This window comes from Sulfurihydrogenibium subterraneum DSM 15120 (assembly GCF_000619805.1).
In the GTDB taxonomy this organism is placed as follows: Bacteria; Aquificota; Aquificia; order Aquificales; family Hydrogenothermaceae; genus Sulfurihydrogenibium; species Sulfurihydrogenibium subterraneum.
Window position 1 is genome coordinate 1 of record NZ_JHUV01000014.1, and the last position, 23,353, is coordinate 23,353.

Consider the following 23,353-nt stretch of genomic DNA (forward strand, 5'->3'; position numbering starts at 1 on the left):
CCTCCCAAAAGTAGTTTGGGTATATTATAACCCGAGCTACTTTTGGCTTTTTATTAGAAATAAAATTGAAAAAATGAATTTCTCACTCAAGGTATGTTGTGTTATTAACATTATTACAGTAATTAACTGCGTTTATCACGTTAGGGTTAAGAGCTACGTTTGTAGGTTGAGAACTACCGTATATGTAATGGAAGAAGTTAGCACCATCACTCATAAGAACTCCGTTTGAGAATGAGAGCATAACGTATCCTGTCAAGGCATCGTTAGCAGCAGTGTTTTTACATGCTGAGTTAAAGATGTTGCTTGAATCTATAAATCCTTCAAGAAGTTCGTATTTTCCATCAATATCACAATCGCTTATCAAGTATAAATGTCCGTTTCCATCAAGAGAGAAGCTTCCTGAAGTAACAGTAGCGTCTCCTGATATAGGAGATGTAGGAGTAAATACTACTGAGCTTGCAACAGGACCTATAACTTTGAAGTATTCTATATTATTAGCATTATCACCAACAGCTACGAAGAAGTTATTTCCGTTTTTAACAATCTTTCCTGCTACAATGTTAGACATCGGGTCATCACCTGTTGCAGCGTTAGTAGAGTTTGTAATTCTTACAACGTCTCCATTATCATCTATAACAAAAAGTGCGTTTGCATTAGTAGAATTATGACCTAAAAGGATTGTGTCTGTTCCCTCAACTCTGTCTAAAACTATCGCTCCTCCCACATTTATAGGATCTACTGCTTTAGTTGCGTCATCCCAGTCTAACTCTTTGATAGTTCCATCTTTTTTAACTATGAAAACTCTTTCGTTAGCTGTACCATCGCCAAACACTACATAGTTTTCCCCAGCGTAGATTAGATGTTCTGCTCCAGTAACTCCTGCTTCTATAACTTTTCCATTTTGTGTTATTATGTAATCTATACGCATACCATTGTCTTTAATAACAAAGTTTGGTAGGAATATGTTGTAATTTGATGCCATAGCTATACCTGCTACATTAACATTATTCCCAGTTGAATAATCTACACCTTGAGTTATAGGTGTTAAAGTTTGGTTTGAGTAAAGGTAAAATTCGTTAGTACCCGTATCATACAGTAGTAGATTGTTATTTGAAAACTCATGGTAGTAGTCAAGGTCGTTATCGCCACTGTTTAGGTCTGATGACCATACTACTGTTCCGTCTGATTTCACTGTTCCTTCAAATAAACCTATTAGTGCGCCTGGTGAAGTAAAGCCCTTTTGAGCTAAAACCAACACTTTTGCTACGTCAGTTGCTGCTGGTGGAGGAGGTGGTGGTGGGGGTGTTGTTGATGAAGTACCTCCGCCTCCGCCTCCACAAGATGACAATGCTACTGAAGTTGCTAAAATGGCACTTGCAAGAAATGCTTTTTTCTTCATCGTAACTCCTCCTAAGAAAATTAATTTTTTTACTCCATATAATTCTACAATAAAAACTCTCTTTTGTCAACAAAATTATTTACTTTAACTTCCCTGCTGATATCTCTGTTATAGGAAGTATAACACTTATAACTATTATAGCAATTATAACACCTATAATCAACATCATAGCAGGTTCTATAAAACTTATCCACCTTTGAATAACCTTTTCGGTTAAATCTTCGTAAACTTTAGAAATAGTTTGAAGCATACTTTCAATCTCTCCACTTGCCTCTCCTGTTTGAATTAAATTTATAAATAAAGGCGGGAGTATCTTAATGTCAGAAAGTGCTTTTGAAATGGAGCTTCCTTTTTCTATTTTTTCTGGTAAATCTTTTAGAGATTGTTTTAGATACTCATTAGAAAGGCTGTTTATTGAAAGTTTTACAGCTGTTTGAATTGGTGTATTTGTCTGGAGGGTCATCTGTAAAACTTGGGAAAACCTTGTTAGATTAAAATAAAGAATAACTTTACCGACTACTGGAATAGATAGTAAAAATTTATCATATTTTTCTTTACTTATAAGCTTGTGTTTGAATATAAATCCTAATATAAAAAAAGGTGTTAGATAAAAAATAACTGTCAAAACCTTTGAAAAGTAAACCATGAGTTTTGTTATAAAAGGTGGTTCTTTTCCAAAGTTTTCTAAAACAGCTGTAATCTTTGGAACTACAAACTTAACAGCTATAAAAATAGACACTATACTAAACAGAATAATAACAGAAGGGTAGATTAAAGAAGAGATTATTTTACTTTTTATTTGAGACACTTTTAGTATAAACTCAGAAGAGACTTTAAATACAAACTCTAAATTTTCTCCAGTTTGGGCTGATTGTAGCATCACGGATAAAAAAGGTGGAAAAGCGTTAGACTCTTTAAAAGCATCTGATAGACTTCTTCCACTTTCTACACTTGACTTTATCTTTATAAGCTCTGACGATAGAGTTTTGTTTTCTGTTTGAGACGATACAAGCTCTAAAACTTTTGTTATAGGAATGCCATTTTTTAAAAGAGTGTACATCTGCATAAGGACAAAGGCAACCTCGTCGTCAGAAGGTTTGTTAAATAGGTTTAGATTAAAGCCTTTTTCCTTTTCTGTTATAAGAGTGGGAATGATACCTTCTTCTTTCAGTTTCTTTAAAGCTTGTAGCTTATCTGTTGCTTGAATACTGCCTTTTACTTTACTGCCTTGTAGGTAGCCTTCGTAATAATACTCTGTCATCTTAAAACCATCCTTATTCCGTCAATCTCAATAACAATGTAGTCTGGTAAACCTTGAAACTCAAAAAACTGCTGATTGTCTTTTACTGCGTACATTTTAATATCTTTTATTTTAAAAAGTTTTACTGCGTTTTTTTCGTCGTAAAAAGAAGGGTCGCCGTAAACAAAAGGAAACTCATAATACCACAAAAAGCCATCTTTCAAGAAAAAAGTTGATTTAACAAGTCCTTGATTGTTGCCTGCTGTATTGTATAGGGTTAAAAGGTTGTCTTTTAAGTATATGTAGTTTGAGGTGTAAAACTTTCTCTGTGCATCCCAGAAAAACAGTGTTTTTTGTTTTAAGTCTTCTGCAGATTTTGAAGTCTCTATACTGTTTTTTATAGATGAGTAAAGTGCAAAAGACAAAACAGAAAAAACAAGGGATATGATAATCACTACTACTATAACTTCAATAAGTGTAAATCCTTTACTTTGCTTGGTAGGTTTTAATGTAAACGCCGTTTTTTTCATAGGTTGTCTCAATAACAGGAATGGATAAAATATTTATCTCTCTTGTTGTGATGTTAATACCTTCGTACCTGCCTTCTTTTATACTACTGTCTAAGATTAAAAAGTTGTAAGAGACTGTTTTTGCAAGGTTTAAGTCTCTCTGTGCTTGGTATAAAAGTCCAAGTAAAACGGTAAAAGTAATGCCAAGTATCACTGTAGCTATTAAAACTTCTATAAGTGTAAAGCCTTCTTTACTTTTTAATTGTTCCATACTGATATGTCGTCTTCTGTTCCTTCTGTTCTGTCAGGACCTGCTGATTTTAGTTCGTAAGGTTTGTTAGGAGCTGGGGATATGTATATGTAGTCGTTATCCCAAGCGTCTTTTGGAAGTTTGTCTAAATACTGTCTCCATCTTGGTGGAATTGGTGGAGTTGTAGGTTTTTCTACAAGTGCCTTTAATCCTTGCTGGGTTGTAGGGTACATACCATTGTCTAATTTATACTGTTCTAATGCATCTTTTATAGCTTTAAGCTGGACTTTTGTAGTCTCTACTTTTGCTTCATCTACTCTTCCTGTTATTTTTGGAACTACAAGTGCAGCAAGTAGTCCCAAGATAATAATAACCACCAAAAGCTCGATAAGTGTAAACCCCTTTTCCCTTCTCATATCTGTCTCCTTTTTATTCAACAAAGTAATTTAATTCTAACATTTTTCCATTTCTAAGTATAGATACTTTAAAGTTAGGTTCATTTCTTATTATCTGGAGTATTCTAAATGCATCTTCTCCAGAGTTTATCTGCTGGTTGTTTATAGCAACTAAAACATCTCCAACCTGTAGCCCCATCTTTTGAAACAGACTTCCATCTTGTATCCAGTCAAATCTAAAACCTTTTGTCTGTCCTCCCTCTACATAAGGTATAAGTCTTATTTGAGTAAACATTATTCCTGGGTCAGCTGTAAGTCTTTCTAACTCTGACTTTGATATTTTATTAGTTGGTAGTATAGACTCAAGAGGTGGTAGATTAACAGGTGTTGAGCTATTTGGTTGATTTTTTTGAGGTTGTTTTACAGCTTCTCCTAACTTTATCTTTTTCTGCTGGTCTTTGTAGCTTATGATTATGTAGTCTTTTGATATTTTAAAAATTTTTATGCCGTTAACGGTTTGATTTTGACTTACTACGAAAGACTTTCCATCTACTTTTATAAGTGCAAAATTTTTGTATCCAATGGAAGTGGCTTTTAGCTCTAATTCTGGAAATAAACTAACCTTTTCGCCTTTCTCCTCTTTATATAGATTATTCCAATTAGATAAAATGTTTGACTTGCTTAAAAGTTCAGAATGAGTTTTAGGTACATAATCATAATTTACATTACCTAACCAGTAAATCCCAAAAACAAGACCCAAAAAGGTCAAAAAAGAAATAAATACATTGTAGTAAACTAAATACATAATCCTCTCTTTAAAAAAGTTAATATAATTATTATATACCCATCTTAAATTTGTGTTATAATTTAGTTATGGATTTGATTAACCAACTTAAGATAGATAAAAAATACGTTTTAATCTTGATAACTGTTTTAAACATTTTTTTACTGGTTTTAACTTATGGCAAGTATAGAGATTTTATTGGTAAGTACAACAACGAGTACTCCAAGGTTAAAGAGATGAAATTCTTATTAAACAACCGTATCCAAACAAGTTTAAAAGCAGATGAGACCTCCCTATCTCAGTTTCTTAAGTCAAAAAATTTTGAAGTAGATAGTATATATACAGGAGAAAACGGAATAGAAGTTAAATTAAAACAAGTAAATCCGTATAATTTAGTTGAAGTGATTTATGAGCTTGAAAGCAATGGAATAAATATAAAAAACTTAAAAGCTGTTGACAATACTGGACTTGGGAAAATGAGTGTGTTTATGGTAGTCAGATGATAAAAAGATACTTTACGGGAATAGATTCAGAAGGTAATACCTCAACGGTTGCCTTTGACCTGTTAAAAAAAACTTGGAATGTAGTAAACAAACAGTCTAAAAATAAAATCTACACAGTCCCAGCAGATAAGATGATTTACTTTTGGGAAAATTTACAGATAACAAACACAACCGAAGTGTTAAACTACTATAAACTACTTATAGAAGAAAGATATTCAGGATTACAGTATGACATTTACATAGACAAAGAAAAAAACACAGTTCACATTATGGTTTTAAAAGATTTTAACATTCCAAAAGATTACTATGCCTTAGATGGAGAGATTTTTTCTCTAAAAAGATTACTTAAAATAAATAATGAAGATACTGGATATATTTTTAATTTTCAGGGAGACAAAGTAGTAGTTGTCCTTGTAGAAAATTCAGCTATATCTTACTACAGAGTTATAAACGGAATAAAAGAGATAAACCTGATATTAGACCAGCTTCCTTTCATAGAAAAACAAAAACCGTTGTTGGTTATAGGAAATGTAGATTTAAACACTAAAAAATCACTGTCTCAGGCTCTATCTTCTTCTAAAATCGTTGAAAACAGTTATAGCTTAGCTACAGCCGTTGCGTTAAAACAAATTTTTGATAGTGATTTTCTTTCTTTTAAAAAATCCCAGATAACCAAAGAAGAACTCGAAAAGTTAAAAGTTGCAATTCTCGGATTAGTTTTAATTTATGTAGGTGCTTTTTTTACACTGTCTTACTTTTCACAAAAAGCAATAAAAAATATGAAACTGACCCAAACTAAAATATTTAAGTCCGCCTTTCCTGATATTCCAGCGGTATCACCATATCAACAGTTAAAGGCAGAAGTAAAAACATCTTTAAGTTTTGACTTGTCTAAACTTCTTTCACAAGTTAACCTGCCTCCTAACTCTAAAATTTACTCTATAGAGTACTTTGAAGGAGTTTTAACTGTAAAGGGAGAATCTCCTACAGCTCCAACCTTTGCTAAATCTGTAAAAAAAACTCCTTCAGGAAACTTTGAATTTGAGATAGAGGTTAAATAATGAACATACTTAAAGAGTATAAATTTATAGTAGAAAGTGAAAACGAAAGCCAGATAGTTTTAGTAGTCCCAGAAAATTATAACTTTTTGTCAGTAGAAGAGATAAGGTTTAAAACTGGAAAAAACGTTATTTTAAAAAAACTTCCTATAAATGAATTTTCAAAACTCTTACAAGAAAAGTTATCCCAAGAAGAGATTGTCATTGAGACTCAAACAGAAGAAGTAAAAACAGTATCTGATATACTCTCAGTAGAAGAAGATAGCCCAATAGTAAACCTTGTTAACTCTATTTTAATAAAAGCAAATACACTGGGAGCTTCTGACATTCACTTTGAACCTTACGAAGATGAGTGTCTGATAAGATTTAGAATGGACGGCGTTTTACACGAATACTTAAAAATACCTCCTAATACTTACTCTTCAGTAGTTTCAAGAATAAAAGTAATGGCAAACTTAAACATAGCAGAAAAGAGAATTCCACAAGATGGAAGAATAGGAGTAAAGATAGGTGCTAAAGATCTTGACATAAGGGTGTCTGTAGTTCCAACGGTTTTTGGAGAGAGAGTAGTGTTGAGACTTTTGGACAAGTCAGGATTTTTACTCACGTTAGAAGACCTTGGGTTTGACGAAGAAGATTTAAAACGATATAAAAAACTTATTCAAAAACCTTACGGAATAGTTCTTGTAACGGGACCTACGGGAGCTGGAAAAAGTACAACTCTATATGCGTCTTTACTGTTTATAAAAAACCCAAGAAAAAACATCATAACCATAGAAGACCCTGTAGAATACCAAATAAAAGGTATAAATCAGATACAGGTAAACCCAAAGGTAGGTCTAACATTTGCATCAGGTTTAAGGTCTATCCTAAGACAAGACCCAGACATAATAATGGTTGGAGAGATAAGGGATAGTGAAACAGCAGACATAGCAGTCCACGCAGCTCTAACAGGACATTTTGTTTTATCTACGCTACATACAAACGATGCAGTTTCTTCTGTGGCAAGGCTTGTAGATATGGGAATAGAGCCATTTTTGATAGCAAACTCGTTAGAAGGAGTTGTAGCACAAAGACTTGTAAGAAAAATATGTAATAACTGTAAAAAACCTTACAAACCAAGCCAGATAGAAGTGTTAGAGTTGAAGTTAGACCCAAGCAGAGAATATACCTTTTATAAAGGAGAAGGTTGCGACCAATGTATGAACACAGGCTATAAAGGAAGAATAGGTATATACGAGGTGTTAGAGTTTGACCAAGACCTAAAATCCTTGATAGTGAAAACTCAAGACAGTAATGAAATTTTAAAAATGGCTGTAGAAAAAGGTTTTAAGACAATGTTTGAAGATGGAGTAAGTAAAGTTTTAAAAGGAATTACAACACCCCAAGAAATACTATCGGTTATAAAGTAGGAGGGAAGATGAGAAGGTTATTAACTATACTTTTATTAATAGTTTTTTTCAATAACTTGGCTTTTGCAGAAGAAAAAAATCTTCCTGACAATGATAAACAAACACAGGTATTAAAGGCAAAAAAAGAAGGAAAAGTCCTTCTAAACTTTAAAGATGCAGACATATCAGACGTAGTAAACTTTATGGCAACTTTAACAGGGAAAAATATAATCCTTTCAGAAGATGTAAAAGGAAATATAACCTTAACGTCAGGCAAACCTGTATCAATAAAAGAAGCTTGGGATTTATTTACAGTAGTATTAGCTATGAATAACCTTGCAGTGATAGAAGATAAAAACTTAGTAAGAATAGTTCCCGTAAACAAAACTTTACCGACGTTATCCAAAGCAACAGCTTCTGGGTCTATGGAGTTTTTTATCTACACTCTAGAAAACTCTAATGCAAACGACATTTTAAACGCCATAAGACCGTTTTTATCTCCTTCTTCAAAGGTTTCTGTCCATTTACAGTCTAACGCATTAATAGTTTATGACTACAAAGCAAATGTAGACCTAATAAAGAACCTTCTTGAAGTTTTAGACAGTAAAGAAAAGTCTGGAAGCCTGTACGTTTACCCGTTAAAATTCTTAAAAGCGGAAGAAGTCTATAAAACTTTAAGCCCATTACTAACAGCTATGCAAAAGTCAGGTCAGGTTTTAGTAGCACCTAACAGTGAAAGCAACTCAATAGTAATATACGCAAACGAAGTTAATTACCAGTACTTAAAATCTATTTTAGACAGTCTCGATACAGACAGAGTTTTAACAGAAGGAAGGAGTTTCTACATCATACCGCTTAAATACACTACTGTTGCAGAAATAAGTAAAAGTCTATCATCTTTATTTACAGGTATTTCTCCCGTTGCAACAGAGACTCAAATTCAGCAGTATCAACCTATTCAAAATCTTCAACAGCCGACAACATTTACAGAAAACAGACAAGTTAACCCTACAAATCCATTATCTCCAATACAGACAACAAATACACTTGCAACTCCTACAACAAATGTCCAAGTCCAAACCCAGACACAAATACCAACAATAACAACAAAAGAAGGTATTAAAATAGGGTTTGATATGGGTACAAACTCAATAATACTCTACGCAACATCAAAAGAGTATGAAGGAATTAAAAAGTTTATCGAAAATCTTGACGTTAGAAGAAAGCAAGTGCTCCTTACAACAACCATTATAGAAGCATCTACAAAAAAACTCCTTGATATAGGTGTAAGGTGGCAGGCTGTAGGAAGTCTTGGAGGAGCTACCTTTAGAGGTGCAACACAGGACAGTATATATCAGTCTTTTGTATCTGGAAACTTTTTACTTGGATTTTTAAGCTCTTCTGGGAAAACAGTATCCATTGGTGGGACGAGCGTAGTCTTTCCTGATTTAGCTTTACTTTTGTCTCTTTTAGAGAGTGGAACAGGGTTTAACATAATATCAAACCCAAAAGTTTTAACTCTTGACAATCAGCTTGCCCAGATAAAAGTAGGTAATGTAATACCTTTTGCAAGCGGTGTAAGATTTGACATAAACGGACAGCCTATTATTACTTACGACTATAAAGAAGTAGGTTTAGATTTAAGGGTCGTTCCAAGGGTTGCATCAGAAAAAAACTTAAGACTATCTATTAATCTCGTATTACAAGAAGTAACTGACTTTATAAACCCATCTGTTGGAGGACTGTCTTACACAGTACCTGTAACGTCAAACAGAGCCTTAAACTCTGACGTGGTTGTAGAAAACGGTCAGCTTATAGTTATAGGTGGTCTTGTTAACAACAAAACTATAAAGACTATGGAAGGTGTTCCGTTTTTAAAAGATATACCAGTTTTAGGAAACCTGTTTAAGCACGAATCAAAAAGTGATGAAAAAACAACACTATTTATATTTATAACACCTTACGTAATATCCTCTCCAGAGGAGCTTTCAAAAATAACAGAAGAACACAAAAAACTTGCAGAAGAAATACAAAAAGCTCTGAAAAAGGAAAATAAATGAAGAAGGTTTTTATAACGCTAATTACTTTAATAATATCTTTTATAATTATCCTTGCCTTTACTCCTAAGTTTTTGATAATTGATAAAATACTTATGAAAAACAAAGTTTTTATAATGCCTGAAAGTGTATCAGAAGGTATTTTTAGTATAAACTTAAAAAAAGCAAACGTTTACTACAACGATAAATTAGTTATAAAGGATAGTGATATTGACCTACAAATATCCCCTTTATATCAAGGACTTAATCTATTTTGTCAAAGTAAAAAATCTCAGATTTTACATAAAACCTTTGGAGGATACTACTTTAAGTTTGATAACTTTAAATGTTTAGAAGGGTTTGAAAGTGTAAACGGAGAGGTTGAGATAAAAGAAGGAGTAGTAGGAAAACTAATTTTGAAAAACTTTAAAGCTGATAATAGAAATTTTGAGTTTTTAGAGTTTTTATTTAAAGGAAAAAGTTTTGATTTTAAAGGCAGAACCCAAGCAGTAGATATATCTGGAAGTGGTGTAGTATCATTTGACCAGAAAAATCCTTTAAACTCTAAACTAAACGCAACAGCTTCTGCTATTGGCTTTAATTTTGTTATCTCAGGAACTATTACAAACTTACAGTTTAAAACCCAATGATAGTCGTTGTAGTTTTGATGGCTTTTTTAACTTTGTCTTCTTATGTTTTACAAGCTTATCAAGATGCAGTTTCTACGTATAAGTTTATATCTTCTGTTTACAATAAACAGCAAGCTTACTACATTACAAAGTCAGCCTTTGAACTTGCAAAGTTTGCATTAGATAAAGATGACCCTTCTACAGACACTTTAACCGACAACTGGGCTTTACCTTTTGAGTTTGAAAAAGATTCAGTTAAAGTTAAGATAATTATTTACGATGAAAACAGATTTATAAATTTGAATAACACAAAAGACTCAGGATACAGAAAAATTTATGAAAATCTGTTTAGAGAGCTGTATATAAAAAATGAATTACTAAAAAGAATTTACATTTGGACTGGTGCGGAAGAAGGAAGTATTCCAATAGATTATCCTGTTAAAAAAAGACCATTGGACAGTTTAGAAGAGTTGAAACTACTTGGTTTTTCAGATGACGACTTATACGGCAAAATGGTAGGCAATAATTTCTATCCGGGACTTTTTTCTGTTTCAACAGTTTTTACAGATGGTAAGATAAACGTTAACACAGTTCCTCCAGCTGTTTTAAAAGCTCTAAATCCAAAGTTAGATGATAATTTAGTATCAAAGATAGTAGAGTTTAGAAGAAAAACACCTTTTAAGTCTGTAAATGATTTAGTTTTGGTTGATGGTTTTACATTTGATATACTTTACTCAATATCTAATTATATAGATGTAAAATCAAAAGTGTTTCACATAAAAATAGAAACGACCGTTGGAGATACAACTCTACAGGCAGATTACATCTACAATAGAGATGAAAAAAAAGTTTTATATAAAACTTTAATCTAAATCTACATTCCCGGAAGTCTTGCTACTAATTACATAAAACATACCCATTTATAATAAGTTATGCTAAAATATCATAAACTAAACAGGTTTTAAAAATGAAATCCTTAAAGAATAAAGAAGAAAAGTTATATAGAGCCCTACCCTACAAACACTTTGCCAATAAATCAAAGTTAAAAACTATTCGCATACTATTTAAACTATACCAAAAAGACGCAAACACAATTTTTAAATATATATGGGAAAAATTCATCAAATCCAAAACTCCTATAACCAAAAGAGAAAACATAAAACAAATCAAAACAATTCTATCCGAAAGATACAAATACACAATCTTTAATTACCTCGTATATCCTACCTACTCATCTTATTTAGAAATTGCAAAAAACTATATAAAAAACCTTATAACCCATTCCACACTCAGTGAAGAAAACAAACTCCAGCTATACATATTAAACAAAAGAGGACTGTGGCTAAATCCACCAGATGAGATACAAATAAAAGTCAAAAAAGAAAACAAAGAAGAAACAAAAACAATAAAAATATCACAACAAAACAAACACCTTATAAAAAAGCTGTTTCACAGATATTTAAAAACAAACAAAATACCCAAATTCAATAATGCTCCCTTAATAGTTGACAACAAAACAGGAGAATTTCAACAATCAAAAACAAGTAAAAAATTCAAACAATGGATAAGACTATCAACACACATAAAAAGACAAGTATTATACATACCAGTAGAAGAGACAGATTATTACAACCAAAGAAAAGGCAAAGATACTAACATTTTTCACATAACAAAAAACGATTTAGGAACCATAGAGATAAAAAGAGTAAAAGAAATAAAAAAAGAAAATACAGACACCCAAGAAAACATAATAGCACTTGACTTTGGATTAAAATCACTATTTACAACCAACAAAGGAGATTTACTTGGAAGAAACTTTTTTGAAAAAATAAAAGAGTATGCGGATAAGATAGACAAACTACAAAGAAACTTACAAAGACAAAAAATAAATCCAAAACAAAGCAAAAGATACATAAAACTAAACTTCAAACTAAAACAATTCACTAAAAACGAGATAAGAAGAATAATAAACAGGATAGTGGAGAGATATAAACTAAGTATTATCCTTGTGGAAAATCTAAAGTATTTTCTAAAACAAGTAATAAACAAATTTCCAAATTCAGTTAAAAGAGCATTGATAAGGATTGGAAGAAAGGAAATAAAGAATAAGCTAAAGGAAATAAGCGAGGAATATGGAATACAGGTAGTAGAGATAAATCCAGCTTACAGCTCCCAAACCTGTAATAACTGTGGATATGTAGACAAAGAAAACAGGAAAACGCAGGAAAAGTTTGAGTGTAGGTTATGCGGATACAAGCTGAATGCCGACGTGCAAGCATCAAGGAACCTTATCAAACGTTTTGATAAGGGGATGTTTGTATGTGGCAGGAAGCAAGCCCTCAGGTTGCAGATTGAAGAGTTTATAGCCAATTTGCAACTTGAGAGGTATAAGTGTCTTTGGAGTAAGGCACTCCGCTTACTCACTCAAAATCCGTATTTTAAGGGTTTGAGTGATAGTTCCTTAACCTGATGCATAGATAAATGTCCATATTAGAGATATTTGTCTATGCAAAAGGATACTCTTTTATAGGTATAATAACGTCTTCAAACTTTTTTTCTTTTGTAGGAATCCAGATTGATATTGGATAAATATAAAAGTAATTTCTATCTGAGATAACTTCTACGTCAAAGTTATACTTTCTTAAAAAGATAGCAGCTTCAATACCTCCTATCCCACCACCAAGAACTACTACTTTCTTCATAACAATCCCCCTTATTTTTTAGCTATATGTGGTGTAAGCATAAAATCTGTAGGTTGAAACTCTCTTAGTTTCCCTTCTAAAAATTGATTTATTACCTCTTTATAAGGCGCGTTTTTAGACTCTGTATAAATAGCTTTTATTCCACAATCTATTATATGTCTGTAAGCTCCTCCACCTAAGTGGTTTGTTATAACTACATTAACCTTTTCTTTTGACAAAATGTTTACAACATCTCTTCCACTTAAATGTTCATTTTCTACTATTTTAACTTCTTGAGTTTCTGTATCGTAGATAAGAAAAAATTTTGCCTTTCCAAAGGCTGGGGATAGTAAGTATTCTTCCTTCTGTGGTTTTACAGGTAGTGCTATCTTCATTTTTATTCCTCCATCTTTATTAAAAAAATTATACCACGCTAAGTTAGTATATACTAACCTAAAATTTTTTTAAGGGATTGGTTTAATGTCTTAGCTAAATCTATATCAGCCTGAGTGATACCTCCGTAGCTATGGGTTGTGGTTGAAATTGTGATAGTTTTTGTTGCTGTGTGGAAAATAATATCTGGATGATGATTAGTCTTTTCTATTGCGTTTGCAACTTCCTTTAAGAATGCTGTTATCTTAGCCCAGTCTTCTATATAAAATCTTCTTGTAATACACTTAAACTCTAACTGCCAGTCTTCTAAATCCTCTAACGCTTTTAGAACTTCTTCTTTCGTTAAAGGTGTTTTATTTTCCATATTAAACCTCCTAAAAAATATTTAAAATAAATCTAAATTTCTTTTTAAAGAAAATATATGAGCTAAAATATAGTTTGAAACTTTGCTGTGTTTTATAATTAATAATGATTACTAATAAGGAGGTTTTAATATGTTTAAAAAATTTGTTTCTGTTGTGTTGTTATTGGTAGGATTGTCTTTTGCCAGTCCTCAAGATTTAATAGGTAAGGAGTTTGTTGACTTTTATGGAAAAGATGAAAGTGGAAAAGTAGTTAAAGCATCTGATTATGTTGGGAAAGGTAAACCAGCTGTTATAGTTTACTGGGCTATAGGAGATGTAGACACCTACAAAGTATTGCCAAAAATAAATCAGCTGTATAAAAAGTATAAAGACAAAGTTATTTTCATAGCCCCACTTCTTAGTGTATCTAATCCAAAGGAAATTAAAGAGGCTAAAAAGTTTATTCCTATAGATATGCCTGTATGGCTTGCTGGTAGTGATTCTATAAAAGGATACTCTATTGAAAAAGTAGACGTTCCATATCTGGTATTTATTGACAAAAACGGAAACATTGTAGATGTAATGACTACGGCAAGGGATATTAAGAAAATAGAAGAAAACATTAAAAAGCTACTGTAATGGAAATAACAGTATTAGCTATTGCTGGAAGCTTCTTATCAGGATTAGCTACGGTTTTTGGTATTTTGCCTATACTTTCAGGTAAAAAAGTATCTCCTGTAATGCAGGACGTTCTTTTAGGATTTAGTGCAGGGATTATGCTCTCTGCATCTTTTTTTTCTTTGTTGAATCCAGCTATTGAGATGGCAAACAATATCTTTGAAAACCATTTTTCAATTTTTATAGTTTCTATTGGTTTACTTACAGGGGCAGTTGTATTTTTAATCGCTGACAAGTTTATCCCAGAAGATTACTTTATAAGGATATATGAAAACTCTGACAGTAAAGCGTTAAAGAAGATGTGGCTTTTTATACTTGCAATCACGATTCATAACTTTCCAGAAGGAATGTCTTCATCTCTTGGATTTTTAACAGGAGATGTAGGAAAAGGAATATCTCTTGCAACAGGTATTGGAATTCAGAATATTCCAGAAGGCTTAGCGGTAGCTTTGGCACTGTATTTAAACAACTTTTCAAAAAAAGATATATTTTTAATAACCTTGTTAACAGGAATAGTAGAGCCTATAGGTGGAGTTGTTGCGGTTTTACTTTTTTCTATATCCCATTACATTTTACCAGTAGGACTTTCTTTTGCTGCTGGAGCTATGCTTTTTGTAGTCAGTAAAGAGATGATTCCTCAAACTCATAAAAAAGGTTTTGAAACACAGGCTACTTTTGGATTAATGTTTGGATTTGTTGTAATGATGGTTTTAGATAACTTGTTTGGTTGAAGGAGGTTTGCTATGGAAATTTTAACTTACTTAGTTTTAGGTGTTATAGTCGCTTGGTCTGGATACTACATTTTTAAGAAAGTAAAAAATGACATTAATAAAGGAAAATGTGGAGCTTGTAGTTTAGGGTCTGATTGTGGTAAGGAAAAATAATGAGAAAGCTATCTTTATATATTGCAATTATTCTATACGCTGTGTTTATTATAGAAGCTATAACAGGCTATTGGATTGAAAAACCAAGAACAGTTGGAAGTATATTTTCTAATATTTTAGACAGAAAAGATGCCTATGTTATCCACGCTTACATCTTCCCTGTTTTACTTTACGGTCTTATTCTTTTTCATACAACTATTACTTTGAAAAGATTTTTCAATATTTATGTAGTTTTGGGATTAAATACATTAATACTTTTGTTTTTGCTAACTTTACATATTCTTTGAGGTTTTAGCTATGAAAAGGAGAAATTTTCTAAAAATTATCAGTTTATCTTTAATATTTCCAAACCTTTCATTTGCTGGATTGTTAGATTACTTTAAAAAGTCAAAACAGGAGCTCCCTCCAGAAGGTAAGTACACGCCAGAAGATAAACTGTTTATAGTTGATATAAAAGGTGTTCCTTCACAGGTAAAAAATTTGGATTTAAAAGAGTATAGATTAAAAGTTTATGGAAAAGTTAAGAATAGCGTTTCTCTAAGTTTAGATGAGATAAAATCTTTAAAATCTGTTGAAAGAGATGTAGTATTAGAATGTGTGTCAAATGTGAGAGGAGATAAAATCGGAAGAATAAAAGTAAAGGGAGTTTTATTAGAAGACATACTACATATTGTAAATCCAGATAAGACAGCCAAAGAAGTAGTATTTAGGTCTTTTGATGGTTATCATACAAGCATAGAATTAGATTACCTGAAAAATTATCATCCTTTAATAGTTTACGGAATAAATAAAGATGAAGATGGAAAAGTTATAAAAGATTTGTCATTAGACCACGGTTATCCCTTGAGAGTTATCTGTCCAGAAAAGTGGGGTTATAAATCTGCAAAATGGCTAAAAGAGATAGAAGTTGTAGATCATGATTATAAAGGTTATTGGGAAAAATCTGGCTGGAGTGATAGAGCATTAAGAAGAGTTGATTATTTTGATGTTAAATAGATAAAGGGGGCTTACCAAGCCCCCTTTTTGTTTTATATTCTAGGTTTTGGTGTTTTTGGAGAAGATGGTGGTAATACTGGCATTTTTAATGCATCTTCTGGGATTTTTCCAGTTGTAGAGTCTAAGAATGCAACTATTTTATCTATTTCCTCATCAGTTAAGGTTATTCCAAGCTGAGTTTCTCCCATTATCTTAACAGCTTCTCTTATGTCCCACACTTTTCCATCGTGGAAGTAAGGATAAGTTCTTGTTACGTTTCTTAAAGAAGGAACTTTGTAAACATATTTATCAGCTTCATTTTTGGTTACGTTGTATCTTCCTAAGTCGTTAGGGTCTTGGTACGGATAAGGTTTAACTACACCAAACTTTTGGAACATAGTTCCACCTATAGCCACTCCGTTATGGCAAGAAGCACAACCTTTCTCCATAAAAAGCTTCAAACCTTCTTTCTCTTTCTGAGTTAATGCTTTTGTATTACCTTTTAAAAATTCGTCGAATCTTGAAGGTGTTACTAAAGTTCTTTCAAAAGCAGCTATTGCCTTTGCTACGTTGTCATAGTTAACAGGGTCTTTTTCGTTAGGGAATGCTTTTTTAAATTCTGCTACATAACCTTCTATAGTTTTTAATCTTTCTATTACAAGGTTAGGGTCTGGCATTGACATTTCAAGTGGATTGAGGATAGGTCCTTTTGCTTGTTCTTCAAGGGTTTTTGCCCTTCCATCCCAGAATTGAGCTATGTGGAATCCAGCGTTTAAAACTGTTGGAGCGTTTTTACCACCTGTTTGGAACTTATGTCCCAAAGAAGTTTCAACTCCATCAACTCCGTAAGTTGCTAAGTTGTGGCAAGTATTACAGCTTATAACTCCACTTAAAGAAAGTCTTGGGTCGTAGTAAAGCATTTTACCAAGCTGAACTTTTTCTTTAGTTGTAGGATTATCAGAAGGAGCTGGTATTTCTTTAGGTAATGGTTGGAAATAATTCTTTGCTTGATTTAAAAGGTCTTTGTCGTTAATTTTTTGCTGTGCCACAGTATAACCAGCTATTGAACCAACAGCTACCAAAGCAGATAGAGCCATTACTGATAACTTTTTCATCACTGAACCTCCTTATTAGTAATAATTATTAATAATTATAAACCTTAAACTCTACCTTGTCAAATTTAAAAACTGCTTTTAATTATCTATTGTATTGTAAAATATTTTTAGTTTATTGGGAGGACTAAGAAAATGCCACTAACCATACCAGTGGAGTTGTATGAAAAGCTTGCAGAGAAGTTAGGCAAAGAAACTGCGTTAGAAGTAGTAAAAGTATTTGAAGAAACTCAAAAACAGCTTGAAGATAAAGTAGTCGAAGAAACTAAAAAAAGAAAAATTGAACTTAGAGACGAACTTAGAAAAGAGTTAGCCACCAAAGAAGACATACTATTGACCAGACAAGAAATCGAATTAGTCAGACAAGAGATTGAAACTGTAAGGCAAGAGCTGAAAGGTGAGATTGAAACTTTAAGACAAGAAGTAAAAGGAGAGATAAAAGTTTTAAAAATGTGGATAATTGTTTTAGGTATCTTAATGGTTGCATTAAATCAAAACTCTTTGGAGCTGATTTTGAGAATAATTTTTGGAAATATCAGATAGAGGTGTTTAAATGCCATTAGCTATACCAGTGGAGCTGTATGAAAAGCTTGCAGAAAAGTTGGGTAAAGAAACTGCGTTAGAAGTAGTAAAAGTATTTGAAGAAACTCAAAAACAGCTTGAAGATAAAACAGTAGAAGAAACTAAAAAAAGAAAAATTGAACTTAGAGACGAACTTAGAAAAGAGTTAGCCACTAAAGAAGATATACTATTGACCAGACAAGAAATCGAATTAGTCAGACAAGAAATTGAAACTGTAAGGCAAGAGCTGAAAGGCGAAATTGAAGCTTTGAGACAAGAAGTAAAGGGTGAGATAAACGCTTTAAGGCAAGAGGTAAAAGGAGAGATAAAAGTTTTAAAAATGTGGATAATTGTTTTAGGTATCTTAATGGTTGCACTCAATCAAAACTCTTTGGAGCTGATTATGAAAATCATTTTTGGAGCTGTTAAATAATGATAGTTATTTTTGACGTTGACGGCGTTTTGATTGACGTTAGTAAATCTTACCATTACTCTATAAAAGATACAGTTGATTTTTTTTCTAAAAAAGATAACGATTTAAAAGACTTACTTGATATAAAACTGACCTTTGGAATAAATAACGATTGGGACGCATCTTTAGCTGGAATTTTATACGCATTATCAAATAAAGATTTACAAACATTTAAAGAAATTTTTAAACCATACAGCACAAAATTTGAAGACTTTTACAAGTTTGCAAAAGAGAATAGTATAAAACTGCCTGATTATAAAGAGCTTGTTGAATATTTTGAAGAAAAATATAGACAACACAGAGATAAAGAAAGCCTTATAATTCCCCACGAAATTTTATCTGCAATCAGAGAAAAATCTGACGTTATGGGAGTGATAACAGGAAGACCATTTTCAGATTTAGACTACACTTTTAAACTGTTTGGTTTGTATAAATACTTTGATTTAATCATTACAGAAGATGACATACCCCAGCCCCATCTTAGAAAACCGTCTTCTTACCCTATGAAGCTGTTTTTTAAAAAGTTTGATTATAAAAATCCTACATTTTACATAGGAGATACAATAGCAGATTACCTTATGGTTTATAACTACAACAAAGAAGAAGGAAAAAATGTAGAGTTTATACTCCCTGAAAACAATCATAACTCAAATGTTCCATCAAAAGTTAAAATAAAAGACCCACAAAAACTGTTAGAGGTAATTAAATGATAATATCAATAGATGGTCCTGCAGGTAGTGGAAAAAGTACAATAGCAAAACTACTTGCTAAAAAGCTGTGTTTTACATACATAGACACAGGAGCTATGTATAGAGCTTTAGCACTTAAAGTTATAACCTCTTCAATAGACCCAAACAACGAAGAAGAAGTAGTTAAAATTTTAGAAAACACAAACATAGACTTGATAGATGATAAAGTTTTTCTTGATGGAAAAGACGTATCTAACCAAATAAGAACAGAAGAAGTTGGCAATGTAGCCTCAATTATAGCAAGGTATAAAAAAGTCAGAGAAGTAATGGTAAACAAGCAAAGACAGATAGGAATAAACGCAAAAAACGCAGTTATAGAAGGTAGGGACGCAGGTACAAAAATTTTCCCAGATGCAGACCTAAAAATATTCATGACAGCTTCCCCTGAAATTAGAGCACAGAGAAGAGTCCAGCAGCTGAAAGAAAAAGGCTTTTTAGTTGATTACAACCACATACTCCAAAAAATAATAGAAAGAGACAAAATGGATTACGAAAGGAAAGAATCCCCTTTAAGACCAACAGAAGACTACATTATAGTAGATACAACCGATAAAACAATAGAGGAAGTCATTAGCTATATAGAAAATCTGATAAAAAAATGAGAAGAACAGTTGCACTTTTAACAGACTTTGGATTAAAAGATGGTTTTGTGGGAGCTGTAAAAGGAGTTTTACTGTCTATAAATCAAGATTTAAACATTATAGACATATCCCACGAAATTACTTCTTTTGACATATTAGAAGCTGCTATAGTTTTAAATGCAACCTATAAATACTTTCCACAAAACACTATATTTATGTGTGTAGTTGACCCAGGCGTAGGAACAAGCAGAAAGCCTATTGCAGTAAAAACAAAAGATTATTACTTTGTAGCACCTGACAATGGACTTTTAACCCTTGCCCTTAAAAACCAGCAGGTAGAAAAAATAGTACATATAAAAAATTATCAATTAAAAACAGATACAAACACATTTCACGGAAGAGACATTTTTGCACCTGCATCTGGATACCTGTCAAAAGGATCAAGTATTGAAGATTTAGGAGAACCTATCGAAGATTATCAAAAAATATCAAATATTGACCCAATAGAAAAAGATAACAAAATAATAGGTAAAATACTAACCTTTGACAAATTTGGAAACGCAATAACGAACCTGTCTTATCTTCCACAAAACTTTAAACTCTACTACAAAAATTATGTAATATCAGAAGTTAAAAATAACTTTTTAGAAGGAGATAAAGATAAACCAAACCTTATAAAAGGAAGTTTTGGATTTTACGAGCTTTTTATACCGATGGACAGCTTCAAAGAAAAGTTTAACGCCACCAGAGAAGAACAAATTTTGGTAGAATATTAATTTACTTTAAAAAGAGGTAGTTATGGAAAAGATTTTAGAACTTTTAAACCAAATAGCACAAGAGAACAACTTCCCAATTTTCTACCACGATAAAACACGAGAAATATGGATAACTGGATACAGAGAAAATACAAAATTTGATTTGTTTGTAAAGCTGTTGAGAGATGGCAGTTATAAATTCATTTACGAGATTCCACAAGAGAGAAAGGTTGCACTTTTTCTAAACGAAGATAGTTTATTAATCCGCTTAAATAAAATTTTTGGTAAAGAGGTGGTAGAAGATAGATGAAGATGAACATAGGAATAGTAGGACTTCCAAACGTAGGGAAATCTACAATATTTAACGCACTTACAGAAACGGCAAAAGCTTCCGTTGCAAACTATCCTTTCTGCACTATAGACCCAAACGTTGGAATAGTAAACGTCCCAGATGAAAGACTTTACAAATTAGCAGAAATTGAAAAAAGTAAAAACATAGTCCCAGCAACTATAGAGTTTGTTGACATAGCAGGACTTGTAAGAGGAGCAAGTAAAGGAGAAGGGCTTGGAAACCAATTTTTAGCAAACATCAGACAAGTATCAGCTATAGCACACGTAGTTAGATGTTTTGACGACCCTGACATAATACACGTAGAAGGCTCAGTAAACCCTGTAAGAGATGCAGAGATTATAGAAACAGAGCTTATTCTTGCAGACTTACAATCTATAGAAAAAAGATTAGAAAAATCAGCAAAGGCAGCAAAAACAGGCAGTAAAGAAGCAAAGTTTGAAGTAGAAGTATTAGAAAAAGCAAAAGCAATTTTAGAAGATTTAAAACCTCTTAGAACAAATACAGATAAATTTGAAAAAGAAGAGTTAGAATGGCTAAATAAAACTTTATTTCCAATAACTATAAAACCTCTAATGTACGTGGCAAACATTCCAGAAGAAGACCTTCCAAACGGAGAAAACAACCCTTACCTACAACAACTCAAAGAAAAAGCAGAAAAAGAAGGGTCTCCTGTAGTTGTGTTATGTGGTAAAGTAGAGCAGGAGCTGATAGAACTTCCCAAAGAAGAAAGAAAAGAGTTTTTAAACGCTCTTGGTTTAGAAGAACCAGGATTAAACAAGATGATAAAAACAGGATACTCCCTGCTTGGATTGATTACCTACTTTACAGCAGGAGAAAAAGAGGCAAGAGCTTGGACTATCAAAAAAGGCACTAAAGCCCCCCAAGCAGCTGGAGAAATACACTCAGACATAGAAAGAGGATTTATAGCAGCTGAAGTTATAAACTACGAAGACCTAATAAAAATAGGCTCAATACAAAAAGCAAAAGAGCTTGGATTAGTAAGAATAGAAGGAAAAGATTACGAAGTAAAAGACGGAGACGTAATATACTTTAGATTTAATGTGTAAAGATGAAAAAACTACCAATAGGAATACAAAGCTTTAAAAGTATTAGAGAAGATAACTACTACTATGTAGATAAAACGCCTTTTGTCAAAAAGTTAGTAGATAACGGAAAATACTTCTTCCTAAGCAGACCAAGAAGATTTGGAAAATCTCTGTTTGTAGATACTCTAAAACAGGCTTTTTTAGGTAATAAACAGCTGTTTGAAGGACTGTATTTAGAGAAAAACTGGGACTGGAGTGTAAAGTATCCTGTTATACACATAGATTTTGGCGGTGGTGTAGTCAAAGACTCACAAGACTTAAAAGAGTGGATAATAAGACAGTTAAAACATCACAAATTAATATATAACTTGGAAATGGAAGAAACAAATAACATAAGATTTATGTTTAACGACCTTATATTCAATCTATACAATACATATAAAAATCCTGTTGTAGTATTAGTTGACGAGTACGACAAACCGATATTAGACAAAATAGAAGACCAGCAAAAAGTAATTGAAATAAGGGAAGTCTTAAAAGACTTTTACAGCGTTTTGAAGACAGCAGAGCCTTATCTAAAGTTTGTATTTTTAACAGGCGTGTCAAGGTTTTCAAAAGTATCTATATTTAGCGGTTTAAATCAGCTTCAAGACATCACTATATCTCCAAACTTTGCAACTATTTGCGGATATACTCAGTCAGAGCTTGAAACTATATTTGCAGATAGATTGGAAGGAATAGACTTAGAAAAACTAAAATACTGGTATAACGGCTATAATTGGCTTGGTGATAAGGTTTATAATCCTTTTGATATATTACTATTTTTTAGCGAGAAAATCTTTAGACCTTTCTGGTTTGAAACTGGAACGCCAACCTTTTTAGTTAAATTGTTTTACAAAAATAAGTATTATCTACCAAACTTAGAAAACTTGGAAGCTGATGAAGGAATTATTTCTAATCTTGACATAGATAATGTAAAGGTTGAAAATATCTTATTCCAAAGTGGATATTTGACTATAAAAGATACTTACACTCTTGGAGATGAGATTTATTATCTTTTGAGTTATCCTAATTTTGAAGTAAGGACAAGTTTTAACAAGGCATTTTTAAACTACATTGATAGAGTTGGACTAAGCTACAGACCAGAGTCTCAAATTTACAGAAGTTTAGCAGAGAACAATTTAGACAAGTTAAAGGAAACACTATACAGCTTCTTTGCAAGCATACCAAATGATTGGTATAGGAGAAACGATTTAGACAGCTACGAAGGATTTTACGCGTCAGTGGTGTATGCACTATTTACAGGAAGCGGATTAAACACAAAGGCAGAAGATACGACTAACATTGGAAAGATAGACTTAACAGTGTTTTATCAAGACAGAGCTTACATAATAGAGTTTAAAGTGGTAGATAAAGAAGCTGAAAACAAGGCTTTAAGTCAGATAAAAGAGAAAAAGTATTATGAAAAGTATGTAGGAAGCTGTAGAGAGATTTATTTGATTGGTATAGAGTTTAGCAAGGAAAAGAGAAATATAGTTTATTTTGAGTGTGAAAAAGTTTAGTTAAACATAAGTTA

General features: G+C 32.2%; 30 protein-coding genes. 20 read left to right on the top strand and 10 right to left on the bottom strand.

What is annotated here, in order from left to right:
* Nucleotides 1-82: 82 nt before the first annotated feature.
* The 6 genes from Q385_RS0107955 to gspC all read right to left on the bottom strand — a co-directional run bounded on the left by Q385_RS0107955 (nt 83) and on the right by gspC (nt 4,598).
* Complete coding sequence (locus tag Q385_RS0107955) at nt 83-1,399, bottom strand: hypothetical protein (protein WP_028951156.1); 1,317 nt, start codon at nt 1,397-1,399, stop codon at nt 83-85.
* A 79-nt stretch (nt 1,400-1,478) separates the two neighbouring features.
* Nucleotides 1,479-2,660, bottom strand: a complete 1,182-nt coding sequence (locus Q385_RS0107960; RefSeq protein WP_028951157.1) for a type II secretion system F family protein — start codon at nt 2,658-2,660, stop codon at nt 1,479-1,481.
* Entirely contained in the window at nt 2,657-3,169 is a 513-nt protein-coding gene (locus Q385_RS0107965) for a prepilin-type N-terminal cleavage/methylation domain-containing protein (protein WP_028951158.1), read from the bottom strand. The genes Q385_RS0107960 and Q385_RS0107965 overlap by 4 nt, the downstream gene beginning before the upstream one ends.
* Nucleotides 3,126-3,419 carry a type II secretion system protein gene (locus tag Q385_RS09050; protein WP_037919890.1) on the bottom strand — a complete coding sequence of 98 codons (294 nt, stop codon included), beginning with the start codon at nt 3,417-3,419 and terminating at the stop codon, nt 3,126-3,128. The genes Q385_RS0107965 and Q385_RS09050 overlap by 44 nt, the downstream gene beginning before the upstream one ends.
* On the bottom strand, nt 3,407-3,814 hold the full coding sequence (gene gspG / locus Q385_RS0107975) for a type II secretion system major pseudopilin GspG (RefSeq protein WP_028951159.1): 408 nt from the start codon (nt 3,812-3,814) through the stop codon (nt 3,407-3,409). Before gspG ends, Q385_RS09050 begins: the two co-directional genes overlap by 13 nt.
* 13 nt (nt 3,815-3,827) lie before the next feature.
* The gene (gspC, locus tag Q385_RS09165; RefSeq protein ID WP_051524434.1) at nt 3,828-4,598 is read right to left on the bottom strand and encodes a type II secretion system protein GspC; all 771 of its coding nucleotides are present in this window, start codon (nt 4,596-4,598) and stop codon (nt 3,828-3,830) included.
* 74 nt (nt 4,599-4,672) lie between these two features.
* Between gspC and Q385_RS0107985 the strand changes: the two genes are divergently transcribed.
* The 7 genes from Q385_RS0107985 (at nt 4,673) to Q385_RS0108015 (ending at nt 12,664) form a co-directional block, all read left to right on the top strand.
* Entirely contained in the window at nt 4,673-5,080 is a 408-nt protein-coding gene (locus Q385_RS0107985; protein WP_156925211.1) for a hypothetical protein, read from the top strand.
* Nucleotides 5,077-6,141, top strand: coding sequence for a hypothetical protein (locus tag Q385_RS0107990; RefSeq protein ID WP_028951161.1), 1,065 nt, complete (start codon nt 5,077-5,079; stop codon nt 6,139-6,141). Before Q385_RS0107985 ends, Q385_RS0107990 begins: the two co-directional genes overlap by 4 nt.
* Nucleotides 6,141-7,550, top strand: a complete 1,410-nt coding sequence (locus Q385_RS0107995) for a GspE/PulE family protein (RefSeq protein ID WP_028951162.1) — start codon at nt 6,141-6,143, stop codon at nt 7,548-7,550. The genes Q385_RS0107990 and Q385_RS0107995 overlap by 1 nt, the downstream gene beginning before the upstream one ends.
* Before the next feature lie 8 nt (nt 7,551-7,558).
* A complete protein-coding gene (gene gspD, locus Q385_RS0108000; protein ID WP_028951163.1) occupies nt 7,559-9,589 on the top strand; it encodes a type II secretion system secretin GspD in 2,031 nt (676 codons plus the stop codon).
* Entirely contained in the window at nt 9,586-10,215 is a 630-nt protein-coding gene (locus Q385_RS0108005; protein ID WP_028951164.1) for a hypothetical protein, read from the top strand. Before gspD ends, Q385_RS0108005 begins: the two co-directional genes overlap by 4 nt.
* A complete protein-coding gene (locus Q385_RS0108010; RefSeq protein WP_028951165.1) occupies nt 10,212-11,066 on the top strand; it encodes a type II secretion system minor pseudopilin in 855 nt (284 codons plus the stop codon). The genes Q385_RS0108005 and Q385_RS0108010 overlap by 4 nt, the downstream gene beginning before the upstream one ends.
* Before the next feature lie 95 nt (nt 11,067-11,161).
* Nucleotides 11,162-12,664, top strand: coding sequence for an RNA-guided endonuclease InsQ/TnpB family protein (locus Q385_RS0108015; RefSeq protein ID WP_028951166.1), 1,503 nt, complete (start codon nt 11,162-11,164; stop codon nt 12,662-12,664).
* A gap of 34 nt (nt 12,665-12,698) precedes the next feature.
* Here Q385_RS0108015 and Q385_RS0108020 read toward each other — a convergent pair whose 3' ends face one another.
* Genes Q385_RS0108020 through Q385_RS09065 form a run of 3 tightly spaced genes read right to left on the bottom strand, consistent with a single transcriptional unit; the run spans nt 12,699 to nt 13,632 of the window.
* Entirely contained in the window at nt 12,699-12,896 is a 198-nt protein-coding gene (locus Q385_RS0108020) for an FAD-dependent oxidoreductase (protein WP_028951167.1), read from the bottom strand.
* Nucleotides 12,897-12,907: 11 nt separating this feature from the next.
* On the bottom strand, nt 12,908-13,270 hold the full coding sequence (locus tag Q385_RS09060) for a NifB/NifX family molybdenum-iron cluster-binding protein (protein ID WP_051524436.1): 363 nt from the start codon (nt 13,268-13,270) through the stop codon (nt 12,908-12,910).
* A 53-nt stretch (nt 13,271-13,323) separates the two neighbouring features.
* Nucleotides 13,324-13,632 carry a 4a-hydroxytetrahydrobiopterin dehydratase gene (locus tag Q385_RS09065; RefSeq protein ID WP_037919892.1) on the bottom strand — a complete coding sequence of 103 codons (309 nt, stop codon included), beginning with the start codon at nt 13,630-13,632 and terminating at the stop codon, nt 13,324-13,326.
* A 130-nt stretch (nt 13,633-13,762) separates the two neighbouring features.
* On the opposite strand from Q385_RS09065, the gene Q385_RS0108035 reads away from it, so the two are divergent.
* The 5 genes from Q385_RS0108035 to Q385_RS0108055 are packed head-to-tail and all read left to right on the top strand — an operon-like array spanning nt 13,763 to nt 16,170.
* Complete coding sequence (locus Q385_RS0108035; RefSeq protein ID WP_028951168.1) at nt 13,763-14,251, top strand: TlpA family protein disulfide reductase; 489 nt, start codon at nt 13,763-13,765, stop codon at nt 14,249-14,251.
* Nucleotides 14,251-15,021, top strand: a complete 771-nt coding sequence (locus tag Q385_RS0108040; protein WP_028951169.1) for a ZIP family metal transporter — start codon at nt 14,251-14,253, stop codon at nt 15,019-15,021. The genes Q385_RS0108035 and Q385_RS0108040 overlap by 1 nt, the downstream gene beginning before the upstream one ends.
* A 12-nt stretch (nt 15,022-15,033) precedes the next feature.
* Nucleotides 15,034-15,174, top strand: a complete 141-nt coding sequence (locus tag Q385_RS09420; RefSeq protein WP_169733176.1) for a FeoB-associated Cys-rich membrane protein — start codon at nt 15,034-15,036, stop codon at nt 15,172-15,174.
* A complete protein-coding gene (locus Q385_RS0108050) occupies nt 15,174-15,461 on the top strand; it encodes a hypothetical protein (protein ID WP_028951170.1) in 288 nt (95 codons plus the stop codon). Before Q385_RS09420 ends, Q385_RS0108050 begins: the two co-directional genes overlap by 1 nt.
* 10 nt (nt 15,462-15,471) lie before the next feature.
* Entirely contained in the window at nt 15,472-16,170 is a 699-nt protein-coding gene (locus tag Q385_RS0108055; protein ID WP_028951171.1) for a molybdopterin-dependent oxidoreductase, read from the top strand.
* Nucleotides 16,171-16,202: 32 nt separating this feature from the next.
* Here Q385_RS0108055 and Q385_RS0108060 read toward each other — a convergent pair whose 3' ends face one another.
* On the bottom strand, nt 16,203-17,264 hold the full coding sequence (locus Q385_RS0108060) for a cytochrome-c peroxidase (RefSeq protein ID WP_028951172.1): 1,062 nt from the start codon (nt 17,262-17,264) through the stop codon (nt 16,203-16,205).
* 132 nt (nt 17,265-17,396) lie between these two features.
* On the opposite strand from Q385_RS0108060, the gene Q385_RS0108065 reads away from it, so the two are divergent.
* The 8 genes from Q385_RS0108065 to Q385_RS0108100 are packed head-to-tail and all read left to right on the top strand — an operon-like array spanning nt 17,397 to nt 23,339.
* Nucleotides 17,397-17,804 carry a CCDC90 family protein gene (locus tag Q385_RS0108065; protein ID WP_028951173.1) on the top strand — a complete coding sequence of 136 codons (408 nt, stop codon included), beginning with the start codon at nt 17,397-17,399 and terminating at the stop codon, nt 17,802-17,804.
* A 10-nt stretch (nt 17,805-17,814) separates the two neighbouring features.
* Nucleotides 17,815-18,255, top strand: coding sequence for a CCDC90 family protein (locus Q385_RS0108070; protein ID WP_028951174.1), 441 nt, complete (start codon nt 17,815-17,817; stop codon nt 18,253-18,255).
* Complete coding sequence (locus Q385_RS0108075; protein WP_028951175.1) at nt 18,255-19,004, top strand: HAD family hydrolase; 750 nt, start codon at nt 18,255-18,257, stop codon at nt 19,002-19,004. Before Q385_RS0108070 ends, Q385_RS0108075 begins: the two co-directional genes overlap by 1 nt.
* Complete coding sequence (gene cmk, locus Q385_RS0108080) at nt 19,001-19,645, top strand: (d)CMP kinase (RefSeq protein WP_028951176.1); 645 nt, start codon at nt 19,001-19,003, stop codon at nt 19,643-19,645. The genes Q385_RS0108075 and cmk overlap by 4 nt, the downstream gene beginning before the upstream one ends.
* Nucleotides 19,642-20,400, top strand: coding sequence for an SAM hydrolase/SAM-dependent halogenase family protein (locus Q385_RS0108085; protein WP_028951177.1), 759 nt, complete (start codon nt 19,642-19,644; stop codon nt 20,398-20,400). The genes cmk and Q385_RS0108085 overlap by 4 nt, the downstream gene beginning before the upstream one ends.
* A gap of 22 nt (nt 20,401-20,422) precedes the next feature.
* Nucleotides 20,423-20,689: a hypothetical protein gene (locus Q385_RS0108090; RefSeq protein ID WP_028951178.1), complete on the top strand. Its 267-nt coding sequence runs from the start codon at nt 20,423-20,425 to the stop codon at nt 20,687-20,689.
* Entirely contained in the window at nt 20,686-21,798 is a 1,113-nt protein-coding gene (gene ychF, locus Q385_RS0108095; protein ID WP_037919893.1) for a redox-regulated ATPase YchF, read from the top strand. Before Q385_RS0108090 ends, ychF begins: the two co-directional genes overlap by 4 nt.
* A gap of 2 nt (nt 21,799-21,800) precedes the next feature.
* Nucleotides 21,801-23,339 (top strand): ATP-binding protein, encoded by a 1,539-nt coding sequence (locus tag Q385_RS0108100; protein ID WP_028951180.1) that lies wholly within the window; start codon nt 21,801-21,803, stop codon nt 23,337-23,339.
* Nucleotides 23,340-23,353: the final 14 nt, after the last annotated feature.